The sequence below is a fragment of the Pelagibius sp. genome (assembly GCF_965249265.1).
GTDB lineage: Bacteria > Pseudomonadota > Alphaproteobacteria > Kiloniellales > Kiloniellaceae > Pelagibius.
The window spans coordinates 4,753,316-4,773,058 of record NZ_OZ252224.1 but is presented as its reverse complement, the minus strand read 5'-3'; the positions used below and the strand labels follow the sequence as shown (position 1 = coordinate 4,773,058).

At 63.2% G+C, this 19,743-nt stretch carries 16 protein-coding genes; 13 read left to right on the top strand and 3 right to left on the bottom strand.

Features of this window, described 5'->3' with window-relative positions; translation table 11 throughout:
- Positions 1 to 54 precede the first annotated feature (54 nt).
- The 7 genes from ACP146_RS22255 to ACP146_RS22225 all read left to right on the top strand — a co-directional run bounded on the left by ACP146_RS22255 (position 55) and on the right by ACP146_RS22225 (position 8,079).
- Positions 55 to 348 carry a cupin domain-containing protein gene (locus ACP146_RS22255; protein ID WP_422368947.1) on the top strand — a complete coding sequence of 98 codons (294 nt, stop codon included), beginning with the start codon at positions 55 to 57 and terminating at the stop codon, positions 346 to 348.
- Between the two features lie 17 nt (positions 349 to 365).
- Positions 366 to 1,286, top strand: a complete 921-nt coding sequence (locus ACP146_RS22250; RefSeq protein WP_422368946.1) for a polysaccharide deacetylase family protein — start codon at positions 366 to 368, stop codon at positions 1,284 to 1,286.
- 87 nt (positions 1,287 to 1,373) lie between these two features.
- Positions 1,374 to 1,706 carry a hypothetical protein gene (locus ACP146_RS22245; RefSeq protein ID WP_422368945.1) on the top strand — a complete coding sequence of 111 codons (333 nt, stop codon included), beginning with the start codon at positions 1,374 to 1,376 and terminating at the stop codon, positions 1,704 to 1,706.
- Positions 1,707 to 1,709: 3 nt separating this feature from the next.
- Positions 1,710 to 2,774 carry a CobW family GTP-binding protein gene (locus tag ACP146_RS22240; RefSeq protein WP_422368944.1) on the top strand — a complete coding sequence of 355 codons (1,065 nt, stop codon included), beginning with the start codon at positions 1,710 to 1,712 and terminating at the stop codon, positions 2,772 to 2,774.
- Positions 2,775 to 2,822: 48 nt separating this feature from the next.
- Positions 2,823 to 4,583 (top strand): hydantoinase B/oxoprolinase family protein, encoded by a 1,761-nt coding sequence (locus tag ACP146_RS22235; RefSeq protein WP_422368943.1) that lies wholly within the window; start codon positions 2,823 to 2,825, stop codon positions 4,581 to 4,583.
- 81 nt (positions 4,584 to 4,664) lie between these two features.
- A complete protein-coding gene (locus ACP146_RS22230; RefSeq protein ID WP_422368942.1) occupies positions 4,665 to 6,743 on the top strand; it encodes a hydantoinase/oxoprolinase family protein in 2,079 nt (692 codons plus the stop codon).
- Between the two features lie 58 nt (positions 6,744 to 6,801).
- Positions 6,802 to 8,079 (top strand): ABC transporter substrate-binding protein, encoded by a 1,278-nt coding sequence (locus ACP146_RS22225; RefSeq protein WP_422368941.1) that lies wholly within the window; start codon positions 6,802 to 6,804, stop codon positions 8,077 to 8,079.
- Positions 8,080 to 8,209: 130 nt separating this feature from the next.
- Here ACP146_RS22225 and ACP146_RS22220 read toward each other — a convergent pair whose 3' ends face one another.
- Together ACP146_RS22220 and ACP146_RS22215 are read right to left on the bottom strand one after the other, a co-directional pair.
- On the bottom strand, positions 8,210 to 9,700 hold the full coding sequence (locus ACP146_RS22220; protein WP_422368940.1) for an aldehyde dehydrogenase family protein: 1,491 nt from the start codon (positions 9,698 to 9,700) through the stop codon (positions 8,210 to 8,212).
- A gap of 4 nt (positions 9,701 to 9,704) precedes the next feature.
- Entirely contained in the window at positions 9,705 to 10,811 is a 1,107-nt protein-coding gene (locus ACP146_RS22215; RefSeq protein WP_422368939.1) for a mandelate racemase/muconate lactonizing enzyme family protein, read from the bottom strand.
- 132 nt (positions 10,812 to 10,943) lie between these two features.
- Between ACP146_RS22215 and ACP146_RS22210 the strand changes: the two genes are divergently transcribed.
- From ACP146_RS22210 to ACP146_RS22185, 6 genes are all read left to right on the top strand, one after another.
- Complete coding sequence (locus ACP146_RS22210; RefSeq protein ID WP_422368938.1) at positions 10,944 to 12,434, top strand: PLP-dependent aminotransferase family protein; 1,491 nt, start codon at positions 10,944 to 10,946, stop codon at positions 12,432 to 12,434.
- Positions 12,435 to 12,539: 105 nt separating this feature from the next.
- The gene (locus ACP146_RS22205) at positions 12,540 to 13,628 is read left to right on the top strand and encodes an extracellular solute-binding protein (protein WP_422368937.1); all 1,089 of its coding nucleotides are present in this window, start codon (positions 12,540 to 12,542) and stop codon (positions 13,626 to 13,628) included.
- A gap of 110 nt (positions 13,629 to 13,738) precedes the next feature.
- The gene (locus ACP146_RS22200; RefSeq protein ID WP_422368936.1) at positions 13,739 to 14,854 is read left to right on the top strand and encodes an ABC transporter ATP-binding protein; all 1,116 of its coding nucleotides are present in this window, start codon (positions 13,739 to 13,741) and stop codon (positions 14,852 to 14,854) included.
- Positions 14,854 to 15,723 carry an ABC transporter permease gene (locus ACP146_RS22195; RefSeq protein WP_422368935.1) on the top strand — a complete coding sequence of 290 codons (870 nt, stop codon included), beginning with the start codon at positions 14,854 to 14,856 and terminating at the stop codon, positions 15,721 to 15,723. The genes ACP146_RS22200 and ACP146_RS22195 overlap by 1 nt, the downstream gene beginning before the upstream one ends.
- Before the next feature lie 10 nt (positions 15,724 to 15,733).
- A complete protein-coding gene (locus ACP146_RS22190) occupies positions 15,734 to 16,594 on the top strand; it encodes an ABC transporter permease (protein ID WP_422368934.1) in 861 nt (286 codons plus the stop codon).
- 9 nt (positions 16,595 to 16,603) lie between these two features.
- The gene (locus ACP146_RS22185; protein WP_422368933.1) at positions 16,604 to 18,235 is read left to right on the top strand and encodes a GMC family oxidoreductase; all 1,632 of its coding nucleotides are present in this window, start codon (positions 16,604 to 16,606) and stop codon (positions 18,233 to 18,235) included.
- 7 nt (positions 18,236 to 18,242) lie between these two features.
- Here ACP146_RS22185 and ACP146_RS22180 read toward each other — a convergent pair whose 3' ends face one another.
- Entirely contained in the window at positions 18,243 to 19,538 is a 1,296-nt protein-coding gene (locus ACP146_RS22180; RefSeq protein ID WP_422368932.1) for an NAD(P)/FAD-dependent oxidoreductase, read from the bottom strand.
- Positions 19,539 to 19,743: the final 205 nt, after the last annotated feature.

The window sequence follows — 19,743 nt, the reverse complement described above, 5'->3', positions numbered from 1 at the left end:
CCGCGCTGATGCCTCTCGCGTGGCGGGCCATCGGTGCGATCCGGGGAGACGGTCATGCTTGATGAGCGTCCCCGGGCGCGGTCGACTATCCAGGTCGATAATGACTCGGTGAGGGTGACGGAGTGGCGCTTCCCGCCCGGGGCGGCCACCGGTTATCACCGCCACGAGATGGATTACGTCGTGGTGCCGATGACCAGCGGCAACCTGCTGCTGAGGAGTCCCGAAGGCGAGTCGACAGCCAAGCTTACCGCCGGCCAGTCTTATGCCCGCTCTGCCGGCGTCGAACACGACGTCGTCAATGCCAACGAATATGACTTCGTTTTCGTCGAAGTCGAAATAAAGAGATAACGGAGGAGATCATATAGATGGCTAAGGAAATTCTCTGCGCGTTCGGTATCGACGTCGATGCAGTCGCCGGGTGGCTCGGATCTTACGCGGGCGAGGACTCCCCCGATGACATCTCCCGGGGGATGTTCTCGGGCGAGGTCGGCTCCATGCGTCTGCTTGAGCTTTTCGACCGCCTGAACATCAAGACCACCTGGTTTATTCCGGGTCACTCGGTGGAGACCTTCCCCAAGCAGATGAAGGCTGTGGTGCAGGCCGGGCATGAGGTCGGGATGCACGGTTACTCGCATGAAAACCCCATCGCCATGACGCCGGAACAGGAAGAAGCGGTCATGGACAAGAGCATTGACTTGATTACCAAGCTCTCCGGCAAGCGCCCCACCGGCTATGTGGCGCCCTGGTGGGAGTTCAGCCCCGTCAGTAATGAACTGTTGCTGAAGAAGGGCATCAAGTACGACCACAGCCTGATGCATAACGACTTCACGCCCTACTATGTGAGGGTCGGTGATAGCTGGACGAAGATCGACTATTCGAAACAGCCCAAGGAATGGATGAAGCCGCTGGTCCGCGGTACGGAGACCGACCTCATCGAGATTCCCGCGAACTGGTATCTCGACGATCTGCCGCCGATGATGTTCATCAAGAAGGCGCCGAACAGCCACGGCTTCGTCAATCCGCGCCACCTTGAGGAGATGTGGCGTGACCAGTTCGACTGGGTCTATCGCGAAATGGACTACGGTGTCTTCACCATGACCATTCATCCGGATGTGTCGGGCCGCCCGCAGGTTCTGATGATGCTGGAGCGTCTCTACAACCACATCGTCCAGCATCCGGGGGTCAAGTTCCTGACCTTCGACGAGATCGCCGACGACTTCGCCCGCCGCTCTCCGCGCAAGCGGCGCGCCAAGGCGGCGACAAAAGGCAAAGGCAAAAAGAAGTAGCGCACTGTCCGCCTGCGGCGGCCGGAGACGCTTCGGCTTCTCCGGCCGCCGCAGGCAAGATCACCAAGCGGGAAGGCAACCTTAGCCATGTGCAGCCTATGCGGACTTCTGGGAGAAGATCACTGGACCGACATGTCGGCCAGCCCGGAAACTTTTGGCGGCCAGGGCGCCGTCAGACCGCGGCGGCAGGAACGCTTTCACCGGGTGAAGCTGATCAACGAGATTCTGGAGATTTTTGCCCTGCGCCTCGATGACTGGCAGGGGCAGTCGTTCATCCTGAGCAGCCGCACCGGCAAAACCGAAATCGTCGACAACCTGATGGCGGTCTGGCCGGCGGCGGAACAGATGATCGGCCGCCCGCTCGATCCGATGGATCCGGCGGTTCTGGCGCGCCTTCGCACCCGGACGGCGGGAGGCTGAGGGATGGCTGGCGCGCCCGATCCCATTCCGGTCAACATCATCACCGGCTTTCTGGGCAGCGGGAAAACCACCTTGCTGCAGCGCCTGCTGACCTCCGAAGCCTTTGCCGACACGGCCGTATTGATCAACGAGTTCGGCGAGGTCGGCCTGGACCACCACCTGCTTGAGGAAATCGACGAGAACACCCTGTTGCTGCAGAGCGGTTGCATCTGCTGCACCATCAGGGGCGATCTGAAAGATGCGATCCGCGATCTCTACTCCCGCCGGGAGCGTGGTGAGATTCCGGCCTTTCGACGCCTTGTGATCGAGACCACGGGCCTGGCCGATCCGGCGCCGATCCTCTCGACCATCACTTCCGAATCCGTGATCCGTCATCACTTCCGTCTCGGCAATGTCATTGCAACGGTCGATGCGGTGAACGCTCTGCTGCATCTGCGCCGGCAACCGGAATCGGTCAAGCAGATTGCGGTCGCCGACCGGATCGTGCTGACCAAGACCGATCTGGCCAAGCCGGGCGGCGTGAGAAAAGCCCGAAAAGCGATCAGGCGGATCAACCCCATGGTGCCGGTTATCGAAGCGGCCGGCGGCCCGGTCGATCCTGCGCTGCTGCTGGCCCAGGATGTTCATGACGAAAACCACAAACTGCGGGAAGTGGAACTCTGGCTTGAGGCGAGCCGGCATGATGCCGGCGATCATCATGGCAAACCGCATCATCACGACGTCAACCGTCATGACCGGCGGATCACCGCCTTCGCCTTGACCTTCGACAGGCCGATGGATTGGACCGCCTTCGGCATCTGGCTGACCATGCTGTTGCAAAGCAGGGGCGAAGACGTCCTGCGGGTGAAGGGCATACTGAACGTCGCCGGGGTGGCGACGCCGGTGGTGATTCATGGTGTGCAGCACGTCGTGCACGCCCCTGTGCATATGAAGGACTGGCCGGACGGCGACAGGCGCTCGCGCATTGTCTTCATCGTCCGGGACATCGCAAAGGCGGAGATTGCCGACTCGCTCTCCGCCTTCAATGAACTGGCAGGCGATCTCGATCGAAAAACCGACGCGGCGTAAGACCCGGCGGCAGTTTGCGCGCCGGCAGGAACTTTCAGGAGCAAGACCATGGCGAAGAAAGTCGACCCCATTACACTCTCAGTGGTTCGTGGCGTTTTGGAGACAACCCAGCGCGAGATGACTGTGGCGCTGGAGAACACCGCAAGGTCCAGCGTCTTTAATCTGGCGCACGACTATTCCAACGCGATCTTCAATCACGTTCCGGAAATGATCATGCAGGGCCAGGACATCCCCATTCATCTCGGCTCCCTGATCCCGGCGATGAAGTGCGTTGCCGGCTATTTCGGTGACGATATCCATCCCGGCGACGTGCTGCTGCACAACGATCCGGCCTATATGGGATCGCACATGATCGACACCTGCATGTACAAGCCGGTGTTCTACCAGGGCGAACTGGTCTTCTGGACGGTCTGCAAGGGCCATCTCACCGACATCGGCGGCCCGGTGCCCGCCGGCTATAACCCCGATGCGAAGGAACTCTATGCCGAGGGCCTGCGGATACCGCCGGTCAAGATCTTCGACAAGGGGGAGAAGCGCTATGACGTCATGAACATGATTCTGACGAACATGCGCGCGCGCCGCGATCAGGAAGGCGACTTCAATGCTCAACTGGGTGCCGTCCAGGTCGGTGAGCGCAATCTCATCGCTCTGCTGGACAAGTACGGCCTGGAGGAGGTGCGTGCCTGCATCGACGAGTTGATGGGCATGGCCGACCGCCAGATGCGCAGCCTGATGAAAAAGGTGCCGGACGGGGTCTACAGTGGCTCGGCCATTGTCGAGGACGCCGGACATGGCCTCGGCGATATGGAGATCACGGCGACGGTGACCATTGCCGACGACAGCTGCCACATCAAGATCGGCAGCCCGCCGCAGGTGCCCTACTTCATCAACTCCTACGAGGGCAATTCCTACTCAGGCGTCTATCTGGGCGTCATGATGTTCGCCCAGTTGCCGCCGCCCTACAACGAGGGTCTTTACCGCTGCGTGTCCGTCGACATGGGCCCCAAGGGCACCCTTTGCAACGCGAAGGAACCGGCGCCCCATATGAACTGTACGACGACCCCGATGGAAACCCTGACCGATGCGGTTCGCCTGGCTTTCGAGCAGGCGGTGCCGGATCTCGTCTCGGCCTCCTGGGGGCATGCCAATGGCTGTAACATCGCCGGTTGGGATACCCGCCACGACGAGGAATACGTCACCATGGTGCTGGCCTCCATCATCTCCGGGGCCGGTGCGACGCCGCAGCAGGACGGCTGGCACGCCTGCGGTCCGGAGTGCTGCTTCGGTGCGCTGACCTCAGGCGATGTCGAGCTGCTCGAATACTCCTATCCCATCATCATTCACCGCTACAGCCTGATGACCGATTCCGGCGGGGCGGGCAAATACCGCGGCGGCTCCGGCACCTGTTGGGAGGTCGAGCCGATCGACAAACCGATGACCTTCATAACCTTCGGCGAGGGGCGGCGCATTCCCGCGGTCGGCGCGGCGGGCGCGAAGTCCGAGATGGTCGAACCCAAGGTCGGGCGCATCGAGATCAGCCGCGAAGATCGGGTGGATCTGATCAAGACCAACGTTATCGAGACGATCAATCCCGGCGAGCGGGCGGCGAACATGAACCCGGGCGGCGGCGGCTACGGCAATCCCTTCGAACGGCCTGTCGAGAAGGTCCTGCACGACGTGAAGAACCGTCTGGTGTCGATCGAAGGCGCGCGCCGCGATTACGGCGTCGTTATCAAGGATGCGGAAGGACTCGAGATCGATCAGGTGGCGACCGACAGTCTTCGGGCCGATCAGGCGGCGGCGCAGTGATGGCGTGCTGCGGAGTCACGAAACGACAGGCGGGCAGGGATCAAGGCCTGCGGCGGTGTCCGGTAAGGGGAGGTTTTGGTTATGCGTACTAAGTATCGTCTGGGCGTCGACGCGGGCGGCACGTTCACGGACTTCGTGCTGGCCGGGGATGCCGGAAATGTCAGCCTTTTCAAAACTCTGTCCACGCCTGAGGATCCGACAAAGGCGATTGAGAACGGGTTGTCGCTGATGGCCGAAGGCCTTGGCCTGAAGCAGGAAGAGATCATTTCCGAATGCGATCTCTGCATCAACGGCACGACCGTCGGTCTGAACGCCCTGATCCAGCACAAGGGTGCGAAAACGGGCCTTATCTGCACGGCGGGGCATGAGGACTCTTTGGAGATCCGGCTCGGTCATAAGGAAGACGGCTATCGCTATGATGCCGAGTATCCGCCGGCGCAGATGCTGGTGCCGCGCTATCTGCGCCGCGGCGTTCAGGAGCGGGTGCTGTCGAACGGCAGCGTCAGGACCGCGCTCGTCGAGGAAGATGTAAGGGCGGCCTGTACCTTTTTCCTGGAAGAGGGGGTGGAGGCGGTGGCCATATCCCTGCTGTGGTCGGTCCTCAACCCGGCACATGAGCGGCGTGCGGCGGAGATCGTTCGCGAGATGATGCCGGGTGCCTTTCTGACGGTGGGCAGTGAACTCTATCCCCAGGTGCGCGAATACACGCGCACCTCGACGGCAGTGACCAACGCCTATCTCGGGCCGACCCTGAAGCGCTACGTGGACTCAGTGGACCGTTATTTCGCGGATCACGGTGCCAAGTACCCGGTGCGTTACTTCCAATCGAACGGCGGGCTTGCCATCGGTGGCGCGATGACGGACCGCTCGGTCTATGCCATCAACTCCGGTCCCGCCTCGGCGCCGCAGGCTGGCCTTTTCGTCTCCGATCCCTTCGAGCAGAAGAATGTGATCACCGTTGACATGGGTGGGACCTCCTTCGACATAACGCTCACCAAGGACGGCAATACCAACCTCAACAAGAACATCGATTTTCTGCGCTACCGCATCGGGGTGCCGATGATTCAGGTGGAAACCCTGGGGGCCGGCGGCGGCTCGATCGGCTGGATCGATGACATGGGGCTGCTGCAGGTCGGCCCGCAGAGCGCCGGCGCCGATCCGGGCCCCGTTTGCTACGGCCAGGGCGGAACGGAGCCGACGGTCACCGACGCCAACATCGTCCTGGGATACGTCAACCCCGGTGCGCTGCTGGGCGGGCGCATGGCCCTGGATCGCGACAAGGCCTATGCCGCGATAAAGCAGCGTATTGCCGATCCTCTCGGGATTTCCGTGGAGAAGGCCGCCTATGGTATCTTCACCATCGTGAACAACAACATGGTCAACGGCATTCGCCGGGTGTCGGTGGAACGCGGCTTCGATCCGCGGGACTTCGTGCTTGTCGCAGCCGGCGGGGCGGGGGCTGCCCACATCACGGCCCTGGCCCGCGAGATGGGGACCGACAGTGTTCTGGTGCCCAAGCTTGCCTCGGGTCTCTGCGCCTTCGGCCAGGTCATCTCCGATGTGAAGTACAACTACATGGCCTCGGCACCCCTGCGCTTCGAGGGCGAGGAGGCTTTCGCACAGCTGAACCGCCTCTTCTCCGAGATTGAAGAACAGGGGATCGCGCATCTGGAGGCCGATGGCTTCGCGCGTGACAACATCGATGTCAGGCGCAGCATGGATATGCGTTACGTCGGCCAGGTCCATGAATGCACCGTCGATATCGGCAATTTCGATATCGCCGCCGGAACCGCCGATCAGGTGAAGGAGGCTTTTCACCAGCGCCACGAGCAGCTCTACACTTATTCCGAACGCCACAATGCGGTGGAGGTGGTGAACATCGAAAGCACGATTTACGGCCGTGTCGCGAAGCCGAACCCGCCCCGCCTGGGGGCCGGCAGCGGTGCTGAAGGCGCCCTGAAGTCTCAGCGGCCGATGATCTTTTCCAGCGATGGCAAGGCTGTCGACTGTCCGGTTTACGACGGCGAGAAACTCGGCGCCGGGGACGAAGTCGCCGGCCCGGCGGTGATCGAGGAGGTCACCACGACGATTGTTATTGAACCGGACTGGCAGGCCCTGTTGCATGAGAGCGGGTCTTACGTGCTCAGGCGAAAGGTTTGAAGATGCCGGCGGTAACCCACGACGATCGAGGTTCCGCGCCCTCTGAGAAGATGGGCGGGTGGTAAAGCCGCGCCAAAAGCGCAAGCCGGCGGCCCCGAGCGTCCACACCTTGGGGAAGCCGGTCCTGCGGGTGCTGGGGACCGGCGTGACCTTGATCGAGCCGGTCAGGCAAAAGGCCGAAAAAGATCTTGGTATCGTATTGGAATACGAGGCCCTTGATGGCGTGACGGCGCAGGCCAAAGGGGTGATGCGGCCGGATTGCTACGACGTTTACGATCAGTGGTTTCACAGTGTCGAGTTGCTATGGCTGTCCGGTGCCATACAACCCATCGACATCAGCCGCATCGATTCCTGGAACGAGGTCAATACCCTGGCCAAGGAAGGGCGGTTGACCCCGGAAGCGCGCTTCGGGCATGGCGATAATCCGGTGAACCGGCTGTATGTCCATCCGGGACGCGGGCTCGGGCCGTCACCCGCCGGCAAGATCAGCATGCTGCCGGCCGCCCACAACGTCGACAGCTTCGGCTATAACCTGGAAGAGGTGGCGGCCGGCACTCCCTATGAGACGGAGAGTTGGGGCTGGCTGCTGGACGAGCGCTGGCGTGGCAAGGTCGCCCTGGTCAACGACCCGGCGATCGGCGTCATCGATGCCGCGCTTGCCGCCGAAGCCCAGGGCCTGATGGCGTTCAACGACATAGGAAACATGACGCTGCAGGAAATCGACTGCCTGATCGATATCCTGCTGGAGAGAAAGAAGGCCGGATACTTCAAGGCATTCTGGAATTCCTTCGCCGAAGCCGACGAGCTGATGGCGCGGCGCGATGTTGCGATAGAAAGCATGTGGTCGCCCAGCGTGATGGGGCTCAAGGGACGCGGCATTCCGGTCCGCTACGCCGCGCCAAAGCAGGGGTACCGGGCCTGGCAGGGCGGCATGTGCATCTCTTCACGCGCGGAAGGGCGGACGCTTGACGTGGTCTACGACTACCTCAATTGGTGGATGTCGGGCTGGGCCGGCGCAATGATGGCGCGGCAGGGATACTACTTTTCGGCACCGGAGCGGATTCGTGAATACCTTTCGGACGACGAATGGGACTACTGGTACATGGGCAAGGTCGCCGCCTGCGATCTCCTGGGGCCGGATGGCAAGGTCGTCGTGCGCGCCGGCGAGTCCCGCAACGGCGGGTCGTACTGGCAGCGTTTCGCCAACATCGGCGTCTGGAACTCCATTATGGATGAACACAACTACCTTGTGCGTCGTTGGCAGGAACTCACGGCGGGCAACAACGCGTCAGGCTTCCGCAAAAGGCAGAAGCTGGCAGCAGGTGCGAGAATATAGCAGCCTGTATTCGCAACCTGTATTCAGTGTCGAAGGCACGTCGAAAGAGTCGTGATTGCCGACAGTGCCATAGCGCGAAGGACCTCACAGCCAGCGCGACTTTAGGAAATCGTCTGGACCGGTGCGGCCGCTAGATGCGGGCAGCGACGGCCTTGGTGCGGCAATAGCTCAGCAGGCCCTCCAGGCCCTTCTCACGGCCGAAGCCCGATTTTTTGTTGCCGCCGAAGGGCACTTCGATGCCGCCGGCGAAGTACTCGTTGATGTAGATTTGCCCGGCATCCAGGCGCTGCGCCATGCGGTGGGCGTGTGCGAAGTTGCCGGTATAGACGCCGGCCACCAGGGCGTATTGGCTGTTGTTGGCAAGAGTGAGCGCGTGTTCCGGGTCTTCGGCGATCTGCACTGTCAACACGGGGCCGAAGATCTCCTCCTGCACCAGTTCGTCGTTCGGACTGTCGGCAGCGGCAATGGTCGGCTGAAAGAACCACCCCTTGCCGGTTTCCGGATCCGTCGTCTCGGCGCCGCCGGTGGCCACCTCAATGCCCCTTTCCCGGGCGCGCTCGATGAAGCCGGCAATACGGGCGAGCTGTTCGGCCGAATTCACGGGGCCGAGTTGGGGATCTCTGAGGCCGTGCCCCAGTGTCAGCTTTTCGGTGCGCCGGCAGAGCGCCTCGACGAAACCGTCGTGCAAGCTGCGCTCGACGATCAGGCGGGAGCCGGCGGAGCAGATCTGTCCCGCGTTCTCGAAGATCGCTCCCATCACGCCGTCGAGCGCGGCTTCGCGGTCGCAGTCGCCGAGGACGATTACCGGGGACTTGCCGCCCAGCTCCAAGACGACACGGGTCACGTTCTCCGCGGCCGCCTTCATGACGGCCGTGCCGCTGGCGACCGAACCGGTGAAGGTGATGTGATCGATCCCGTCGTGGGCGGCCAGCGGCGCGCCGGCTTCGGCGCCGGTGCCGGTCACCACGTTGCAGACGCCGTCAGGCAGGCCGGCTTCCTTGAGGATTTCCGCCAGCAACAGCGCCGTGAAGGGGGTCTGCTCGGCGGGCTTGGCGACTACCGTGCAGCCGGCCGCCAGCGCCGGGGCGATACCCCTGGCCGCTGTGGAGATCGGGAAGTTCCAGGGAATGATCTGGGCCGCCACGCCGACCGGCTCCTGCAGGCTGTAGCCGAGATAGGCGGGGCCGATGGGAAAGGTGTCGCCCTGCAGCTTGTCGCAGGCGCCGGCATAGTATTCGAAGGCGCGGGCGGCGCCCTGTACGTCGCCTCGCGCCTCGCCGATCGGTTTGCCGCTGTCGAGGCATTCGACCACCGCCAGCCTTTCTGCGTTTTCGCGGATCAGTTCGGCAGCACGTTGGAGCAGGCGTCCACGCTCGGCCGCGGGCATATCGCGCCACTGGGTCTCGAAAGCCTGGCGGGCAGAGGCCACGGCGGCATCCACATCGGCGGCATCGCCGCGGGCAAAGGCGGCGAAAGCCTCGGCACGGCCGGGGTCCAGGCTCTCCATGCTGCGCCCGGCGGCGGCCGCGCAAAATGCCCCGTCGATAAAGTGGCCCTGCGGCAGGCCGGGAAAGGGATCGCCCGACAGTGCCCGGTCAATCAGGTCCTTTTGGTTCTTCATCGGATCAACCTTCCAAGGCGCTGATGCTGTAAGTGGATCTGGCGAGCCAGTCCGGGTTGACGGTGACCCCCCAACCCGGCCGGTCGCTCACTGTGACCTTTCCGGCCGTGACCTCGTAGGGCGATTCGACGAAAAGGTCCTGCTGCCAGGGATAGTAGTCGGCGCCCTCGATGGAGAGCTCCAGATATTTGCCGGCATTGGGGATGGCGCGCAGCAGATGCATGGTGAAAAGCGTCACCATCGACAGGTTGGCGCTGTGGGGGGTGACCGGGACACCTGCCTTCTCGGCCATCTTCGCGACCCGCAGGGTGCGTGTCAGGCCGCCCAGGTAGCAGATGTCCGGCTGGACGATGTCGACCACAGACCCCTTGATCATGCGCCGCCAGTCGACCAGCGAGCAGTCCTGCTCGCCCCCCGTGACGTCGATGTCCAGGGCCTCGGTCACCTGTTTGGTCTGCTCGTATTCCCAATAGGGACAGGGCTCTTCGTAGTGCGAAACGCCGTTGTCCTGCAGCAGATGTCCGACCTCTATGGCTCGCGCCGGCGAGAAGCCTGAATTGGCATCGACCAGCAGGGCCACGCCGTCGCCCATTGCCCGGCGCATGGTCGGCACGATTTCCTCCGTGCGGCCGGGCCACTCGTCAACGTCGCGGCCGCATTCGGCGCCGATACGGAACTTGAAGGCATCGAACCCCAGGCGGTCGCGCAGATCCTTCAGGCGGTCCGCCTCCTGCGCCGGCGTGATATCCCGCTTCATGGAGGAGCCGTAGGCGCGCAGCGGCCCCGGCGTGCCGCCGATCAGTTCGCAGACCGCTTTGCCTTCGCGCTTGCCGCGCAGATCCCAGAGCGCGGTGTCCAGGCCGCCGATAGCGCGCCTGAGATAGGCGCCGGGGAACTTGTGCTCTCTCTCGGGAATGATGTCGACGAGGTAGTCGATGTTCGCGGCGCTCTCGCCCAGGGCATAGGGCGCCACTTGCCGATGTACGACCTGCGCGGTGATGTCAGCGTTGTAGGGCGCGACCTGGCCCCAACCCTCTTCGCCGTCCCCGGTGCGGACCCGCAGGAAGCAGACGAATTCGTCCGTGAAGGTTTCGACGCTGACGATTTCCATAGTTGTCCCGGCCGGCGGCCAAAGGCGCCGTTTCCTAAAAAAGGCATCACAGATTCGCCACGATAAACTGAATTGGCCTTGATTTAAGGTCCATTTTCGTTCGTTCTATAGGCCAATTCTGAGGAAGCAGTGATGAAGACAAACGCCGGGGCGCTGTTGTCATCGATACGGATCGACCGCGACGCGCGGCGAAAGATCAGCGTCCAGCTCTACATGGGCCTGAAGGAGATCCTGCTGACCGGCGGCGTGAATCCGGGCGAGCGGCTGCCCGCGACGCGAACCCTGGCAAAGGAAATCGGCGTCTCGCGCACCACCGTCATCGATGCGGTGGAGCGGCTCACAGCGGAGGGTTTGCTGGAAGCCCGGGTGGGGGCCGGCACTTTCGTCAGCGAAGCGCTGGCCGGCCAGCGAGCTGCAGCCGCGGTAACGCGCCCGGCTGACAGCAAGCCCGCCGACCATCATCTCTCCCGTGCCGCGCGTCATGCCCAGCGTGACCTCGCACCGAGGTCCTGGTTGCCCCATAAGTCCCAGGCGTTCATTACCGCGCTGCCGGCCCTGGACCTGTTTCCGATGGCCCATTGGGCACGGCTTTCGGCGCGGCACTGGCGGGCCGGCCGCGAGGATGTGATGGGATACGGCCATCCTTCCGGCTACCAGCCCCTGAGGGAGGCGATTGCAACCCATCTGAACGCCGCGCGCGGTATCAAGTGCGATCCACAGCAGATCTTTATCGTATCCGGGGCCCAGCAGGCCTTTTCCCTGATCGCCACCCTCCTGCTCAATCCCGGCGACCATGTCTGGTTCGAAAACCCCGGTGCGATCGGCGCGCGCAATGCCTTCGTCGCCGGCGGCGCCCATATCGTGCCGGTGGAGGTCGACGGCGAAGGCCTGAGCGTTAGCGACGGCCTGCGCAAGGCGCCGCACTTCCGTCTCGCCTTTGTGACGCCCTCCCATCAACAGCCCTTGGGCATGGTAATGAGCCTTTCCCGACGCCTCGCTCTGCTGGGCGCGGCGGAGGATGCCGATGCCCTGATCGTCGAGGATGACTATGATGGGGAGTTCTATTACGGCGACCAGCCGCAGCCGCCGCTGAAGAGCATCGATACCCAGGAGCGGGTGATCTACGTCGGCACCTTCTCCAAGTCGCTGTTTCCTTCTCTCAGGCTGGGTTTCGTACTGGCGCCGCGCGGTCTGGAGGACACTTTTGCGGAGATCAGCGCGGCCTGGCTGAGCGGCGTGCCGACGGCGCCCCAGGCCATCGTCGCGGATTTCATGAATGAGGGCCTCTTCTCGACCCACATCCGGCTCATGCGCCAGGCTTACAAAGCCCGGCACGACGCCCTGATCGAGGCGGCTGCGGACCTTACCGACAGGATCGATGTCCGCCCGACGGCCAGCGGCTTCCATACCGTCGGCTTTCTGCCCGATGGCGCCGATGAAGAGGCGATCGTTACCGCGGCCCGCCAGCGCGGCATCGTGCTCGCGGCATTGTCGAGCTACAGCGCCGCGCCGATCGATCGTAAAGGGCTGGTTCTCGGTTTCGGAGGGGTTACGCCGGACGAAATCCGGCGCGGCGTGGACAAGCTGCGCCATCTGCCGGAACTGGCAGGAAAATTGGTCTGATCCAATATCGGCAATGGATATATTTTGCAGTCCATTATCGTTTTAGGCTCGGGCATCAAATTGCCGGTTGTCTGCTCGGGCGGCCGGCCAATAAGGGAGGCTTGAATGCCAAGCAGAAAACTGACCGCAGCCTTGATGGCTGCCACCATTCTCACGGGGGCCCTCATGGGGGCAACGACGGCTCAGGCCGAAACGCTGCGGCTTCTGACCTGGGGGTCCTACGCGCCGGAGGAAGTCGTCAAGTTGTTCGAGGAGAAGTACCCGGACATCGATGTCGAGGTGACCTTCTCCAACAATGAAGAGATGATCGCGAAGCTGCGGGCGACGGGCGGCGCCGGTTATGACCTGGCACAGCCGAGCCACGACCGCATCTATGCAGCGCAGCTCGAATACAATATCTACAAGCCCATGGACCTGTCGAAGATCGACACCTCGGTCATGCAGTCCAAGCTGCTGGACGGCGTGAAGGCCAACACCACGATCGACGGCGAGGTTTATTCCGTACCGCACCAGTGGGGCACCTCCGGCCTGATGGCCGACAAGACCAAGGCGCCGGACGTCAAGGGCTGGGGCGATCTCTGCGATCCGAAGTACGCCGGCAAGACCTCGATGCGCCTGAAGCGCACCATTCTGCTGGGCACGGCCTTTGCCATGGGTGAGGATCCCTTCGCGGCCTATGCGGATCTCGACAAATATCAGGCCATTCTCGACAAGGTTGTCGACAAGCTGATCGCCTGCAAAGACAACATCAAGACCTATTGGAAAGGCGGGGACGACCTTTCCGCCCTGATACTTTCCGGCGAAGTGATCGCTTCCGAGACCTGGGATTCCACGGCCTACCGGCTCTACAACCAGAATCCCAACATCGTCTTCGTACCGCCCGAGACCGGTGCTCTCGCCTGGATCGACACCTTCACCCTGCCCCGCAAGGGCAAGGCCGATGATGCGGCCTACAAGTGGATCAACTTCGTGCTGCAGCCGGAGATCGTGAAGCTGATGTCCGCCAGCACCGGCAGCGCCGCCGCGGTGAAGGGTAGCAAGGAACTGCTGCCTGACGACAAGAAAGCGGCCTTCGCGGCTGCCTTCTCCGACGAGGACATCGCGAACCTGCAGTTCTTCGCGAACATCCCGCCGGGTGTCGAAGACATGGAGGGCAAGGCCCTCGAGAAGATCAAGGCTGCCACCGGCGGCTGATCCGGCAGTTCGGTTCGCAGAGACGCTGTCCCTGGTCTAAGCCGTCAGGTTTCTGACCAGGGGCCGCGTCTCTCCTTCCCGGGGTCCTTTACTCCCCGACGGGCAATTGCATGAACGCTTCCCACGACTACGACCTTGAATGCACCGGCGTCTCGAAGAACTTCGGACGCCTGCGCGCGGTCGATGAAGTTTCCTTCAAGATCCCAAGCGGCTCCTTCTTTTCGATCCTGGGCCCTTCGGGCTGCGGCAAGACGACCCTGATGCGGATGATCGCCGGTCTCGAGGATCCCACGGCCGGGGACGTCAAGATCAAGGGAGCCTCGGTCCTCAACACGCCGCCGAACAAGCGCAACGTGAAGATGGTCTTCCAGCATCTGGCGCTTTTCCCGATGATGAACGTCTACGAGAACATCGCCTACGGCCTGCGCTGCAACGGCGCCGGCAGGGCCGAGATCGAGCAGAAGGTAAAGCGCGTGCTGGAACGCATCGCCCTGCCGGATGTGGGCGAGCGCGAGATCCACCAGCTTTCCGGCGGCCAGAAACAACGCATCGCCATTGCCCGCTGCATGGTGCTCGACCCCGATGTACTGCTGTTGGACGAGCCGCTCGGCGCTCTTGACCTGAAGCTGCGTGAGGCCATGAAGATCGAGCTGAAACTGCTTCAGCATCAGTTCAACACTACCTTCGTCTACATCACCCACGATCAGTCGGAAGCGCTGGTGATGTCCGACAACGTGGCCGTGATGAACCACGGCAAGTTCGAGCAGATCGGCTCTCCCCAGCAGCTCTACCACAATCCCGCCAGTGCTTTCGTCGCCGGCTTTGTCGGTGATGCCAACCGCTGGAAAGGCCGGGTCCTGGAGGCGGCCGGCGGCGGCATCAGGGTTGAAACGGCGGCGGGCCTCGGCCTGGTCTGCACAGCGGGCAGCGGGCAGTCTCCGCAAACCGGCGACACGGTCGAGGTCTTCGTCCGTCCTGAATTCATCCGCACCGGCAAGGGCGGCGCCGCGCCCGCTGCGAACCACAATCACCTGGAAGGTGTTGTGGACAGCTTGCTCTTCAACGGCGCCAACAGCCGGGTTCTGGTCCGTACCGGCAGCGGTGAATTGATCGAAGCCGATGTCACCCTGACCGGCAGTGCGGACGACGTGCAGCCCGGCGAGACGGTGATCCTGACCTGGTCGCCCGACCAGGCGCTCTGCTTTGCCGCCCGGGCCGACCGGTAATGTCCCAGAGCGACATCAAGCGGCTTTCGCTGATCCTGCTGTTCATGCCTTTTGCGCTGTGGATTCTGCTGCTCATCGTCCTGCCGCACATCGGTATGGGCGTGCTGGCCCTGCGGGAGAAGGTGGCGCCGCGGGTCTATGAATTCGGGTTCGGCAACTTCATCGAGTTCCTGCAGGAGCCGATCTACTGGAACACCCTGCTGCGCACGGGCTCCATGTCGCTGCTGGTGACCGCCCTGGCCTTGCTGGCCGGTTTTCCCATCGCCTATTACATCGCCAAGGTCGCCGGCTGGCGGACGCGCGGCGCCCTCTTTCTGCTTTGCCTCGTGCCGCTCTGGGTCAGCGATCTTATCCGCGCCTTCGGCTGGATCCTGCTGCTGCGCGAAACCGGTGTCGTCTCCTCGATGCTGCAGACCATCGGGCTTCTAAACGCGCCGGTCGAGCTGCTCTACAACGACGTCACCGTTGTCATCGGGCTGGTCTACACGGTCATCCTGTTCATGATCGTGCCGCTGGTCTCCACCCTCGACGGCATGGACGATGCGATGATCGAGGCGGGCTACAACCTCGGCGGCAACGGCTGGACGGTGCTGCGCCGAATCATCATTCCCTATGCGATGCCGGGCATCGTCTCGGGCTGCATCATCGTCTTCATGCTGACCGCCGGCAGCTACCTGACGCCGATCCTGCTCGGCGGCAAGAACTCAAGCTGGTTCACCGAGACCATCTATGAACAGTTCATCACCCGCTACAACTGGGAATCCGGCGCCGCCTTCGGTTTCCTCCTGCTAGCCTTTACTTCCTTCGTTGTCTGGCTTGGCCTGAAGCTTTCGCGCCAAACCCTCGCCGGCACTATCGCGCGGAGTTGAGGGCAGCGTCATGATGAAAAACGGCAACAACTGGGCTTTCCTGATCGGGTACCGGGTTTATGTGCTGGCCTTCTTCATCTTCCTGGCCGCCCCCCTGGTTTCCGCCGGAACCTTCGCCTTCAACGACTCCCTGTTCCCGGCCCTGCCCTGGCAGGGCTTCACCCTGAACTGGTTCTTCAACGATACCGAGCCTCAGCTCGGGATGTTCCACGACCGGCGGCTGCTGCGGGGCCTCTACTACTCCTTCATCATCGCCTGTGCGGTCGCGGCCCTGTCGGTTGCCGCCGGCACCTGCAACGCCTTCCTCTTCGTGCGCCGCGAGTTTCCGGCGAAGAACTTCTTCTATATCGTGATGATCGTCCCCCTGGTCATTCCCGGGGTCATTCTCGGCATCTCGATCCTGGTGCTCGCCAGCACCGTTGCCAATGGACTGGAGGACCGCTACGGCATCGAGCTGGAGTTTCTGCGCCCCGGTATTCTGCTGGTCGTCCTCGGCCAATTCTCCTTCGTGACCACCATCACCTCCCTCGTGATCATCGCGCGGCTGAAAAAGTTCGATGCGGCGATGGAGGAAGCGGCGCTCAATCTGGGGGCCAGCCGTGCGCGGGTGCTGACGACGATTACGCTGCCCTTTCTGCGCCCGGCCATGATTGCCGGCGGCATCGTCGCCTTTCTCGTTTCTTTCGAAAACTTCAACACCACCCTGTTCCTTGTCGGCTCCGAAGCGCCCCTGACCATCACCATGTTCGACCGCATGGCGAAGGTCGGCTCGACACCGGTTTTGAATGCGGTTTCCTTTTTCCTGATGGTCGGCTCGGGCTTGCTTGCCCTATTGTCTATCCTGGTCCAGCGGGACAAATCCGGCGGATAGTCTGCAAGCATGACAAGTCCTGAAACCGAGAGCTATGACTACATCATCGTCGGCGCCGGATCGGCGGGCTCTGCGCTGGCCGCCCGTCTGAGCGAAAGCGGTCGTCACAGGGTTCTGCTTCTCGAAGCTGGGCCGGACGACCGCCGCTTCTGGGTTCAGGTGCCTATCGGCTACGGCCGGTCGTTCTACGATCCCCAGGTCAATTGGATGTATGTGACCGAGCCGGTTCCCGGTTTCGGCGCACGGACGAGCTACTGGCCCCGGGGCAAGGTGCTCGGCGGCTCCAGCTCGATCAACGCCATGGTCTTCATCCGCGGTCAGGCCGAGGACTATGAGGACTGGCGCGCCGCGGGCAACCCCGGCTGGGGCTGGCAGGATGTCCTGCCGCTTTACAAACGCATGGAGTGCCACGCCTGGGGTGAAAGCGCGCATCACGGCGGCGCCGGCCCCTTGCACGTCATGGCCCCGTCGCGCGACCTGCATCCGACCTGCGAGGATTTCCTGAGCGCTTGCAAGCAGGCCGGACTGTTCCGTAATGCGGACTTCAACGGCGCCGGGCAGGAAGGCGTCGGCACCTACCACATCACCGTGAAAAACGGGATGCGCATGTCCGCCGCGCGCGCCTATCTCTGGCCGGCGCGCGGGCGCGCCAATCTGCACATCGAAACCGGGGCGGAGGCCCGGCGCATCCTCTTCGAGGGGCGGCGTGCCGTCGGTATCGAGTATCTCTGCAAAGGTCAGCGTCGAAACGCACGCGCGACCGCAGAGGTCATTCTCTCAGCCGGCGCCGTGAACACGCCCAAGCTGCTGCTGCTCTCCGGTATCGGGCCGGCGGGGGAACTGAAAGGCCTTGGCATCGAACCGGTGATGGACAGCCCGGCCGTCGGTCATCACCTTCAGGATCACCTGGATCTCGGGATCATCTACCGAAGCAAGGTGCCGACCCTGAACAATCAGCTCTATCCCTGGTGGGGCAAGCTTTGGGCCGGCGTGAGATACGTAACGCAGCGACGGGGCCCCCTGGCGCTCAGCCTCAACCACGCCGGCGGCTTCATCCGCAGCCGGCCCGACCTCGACCGCCCCAACCTGCAACTCTATTTCTCGCCGCTCAGCTATCTGAAGGCGCCGCCGGGTACGCGCCCGCTGATGAACCCCGACCCCTATGCCGCCTTCCACCTCAGCTTCTCACCCTGTCGGCCGACCAGCCGCGGCTTTCTGCGGCTCAAGTCACCGGACCCTGCAGAGGCGCCGGAGATACAGCCCAACTACCTCTCCACCGAGCATGACCGGCAGGAGGTTGTCGAGGGGCTCCGCTTCCTGCGGAAGCTTGCGGAAACACCGGCGCTGCGCCGCGTGATTGCGGGAGAGGCGCAGACCGGCCCGCAAGGGGACGACGATGCCAGCCTGCTTGCCTACGCCCGCAAGGAGAGCGTCACCGTCTATCACCCGGCAGGAACCTGCCGCATGGGGCCGGACAGCAAGACCTGCGTTGTCGATCCCGCCTTACGGGTTCATGGGGCCGAAGCGCTGCGAATCGCCGATGCCTCCATCTTTCCGACCCTGACGTCGGGCAACATCAATGCCCCGGCGATCATGACCGGCGAGAAGGCCGGCGACCTGATTCTTCAGGACGCCGTCTAGAGCGGGTTCAGAGACCGAGCCTGTCGCAGACACGGTAGAAGGCCACCGGCGCGGCGAGGAACCAGGGCCTGCCGCTGTAAAGCGGGCGGGTCTGGAACGGGATGTCGTCAAGCGCGGTGCGACCCTCGGGCAGGCCAAGCACTTTCTGTCCCACCCGGGTCCCCAGATAGGCGGCCATGGAGACACCGGAGCCGCAATAGCCCATGGCGTAGTAGACGCCCTTGTGGCGGCCAAGGTGGGCAAGGGTATCGAAGGTATAGGCGACGAAGCCCATCCAGGAGTGACTGACACGGGTCGCCGAGAGTTCCGGAAACAGCCGTACCAGATCCCGGTGAAGCAGGGCGCCGCTGCGCAGGGGATCGGTCTCGCCGCTGGTGACCCGGCCGCCGAAGAGAATGCGGCGACGGTCCGGCGAGGGGCGGTAGTAGTAGACCACGCGGCGGCTGTCACTGACGATGCGGTCGGTCGGCATCACCTGGTCCATGACGTCTTTCGCCAGTGGCTCGGTCGCGATCATGTAGCTGCCGATCGGAATGACGCGGCGGCGCTGCCAGGGGAACAGCCCGCTGGTATAGCCGTTGGTGGCGACCACCACTTTGCGGGCCTGCACTTTACCGCGCGCGGTGATGAGGGTGTGGCTGGTCCCGTCGCTTTCGATGCTCGTGACCGGGCAATAGGGCATAACCGCTGCCCCGGCGCCGAGAACCCTTTCGAGCAGGCCCTGGTGAAAGCGGCCCGGATCCAGGCAGGCATGCTTCTCGAAGACGACGCCGCCGAAATAGGCATCGCTGCCGATCTCCCGGCGTTGCTCGTCACGGGGCACGACATGGGCCGGCACGGCCAGTCCCTTCGGTTGGCTGGCGATGGCCCTTGCGAGTCGCTCATACTGCCGGGGAGAGTGCGCCGCATGAAAGCGGCCGGGGACCTTGAAGTCGCAGTCGATTCCCTCGCCGGCGATGAAGTCGCCGATCCAGGCCAGCGCGCTCTGCCCTTCCCGAATGATCGCCGATGCCGCTTCGCCGCCGTGGCGACGGGCCAAGGTCTCGTGATCCGGCTTTATGGAGGTGCTGATCTGCCCGCCGTTGCGGGTGCTGCAGCCCCAGCCGGCGTGCTCGGCATCCAGGACGAGCGTGGAACGGCCCGCGCGTGCGACGACCAGGGCGGCGCTGAGGCCCGTATAGCCCGATCCCACAATGGCCACGTCCACGGTTTCGGGGAAGGCGACTTCGGCCAACTCCGGCCTTGGGCTGCGATCCCACCAGTAGGGGGCCAACTTGCGGTCAGAGGTAAAGACGTCGGACACAGCCGTTCACAGAATTCAATTCCAGCTCCGGTGTTTACAGTCTCTCCGCATAGGGCGGCGTGGATAAGGGCCATTCCCAACTAACCGCCAGACCACCCGAAGAGACTCTACCCGAAGACATCCCAACCGGGTCATCTTACATGCGCAGCGCGGTATCGTAACCGTGGGGATCGTGCATTGGGATCGATGCCGGAAGCGGCCAGGC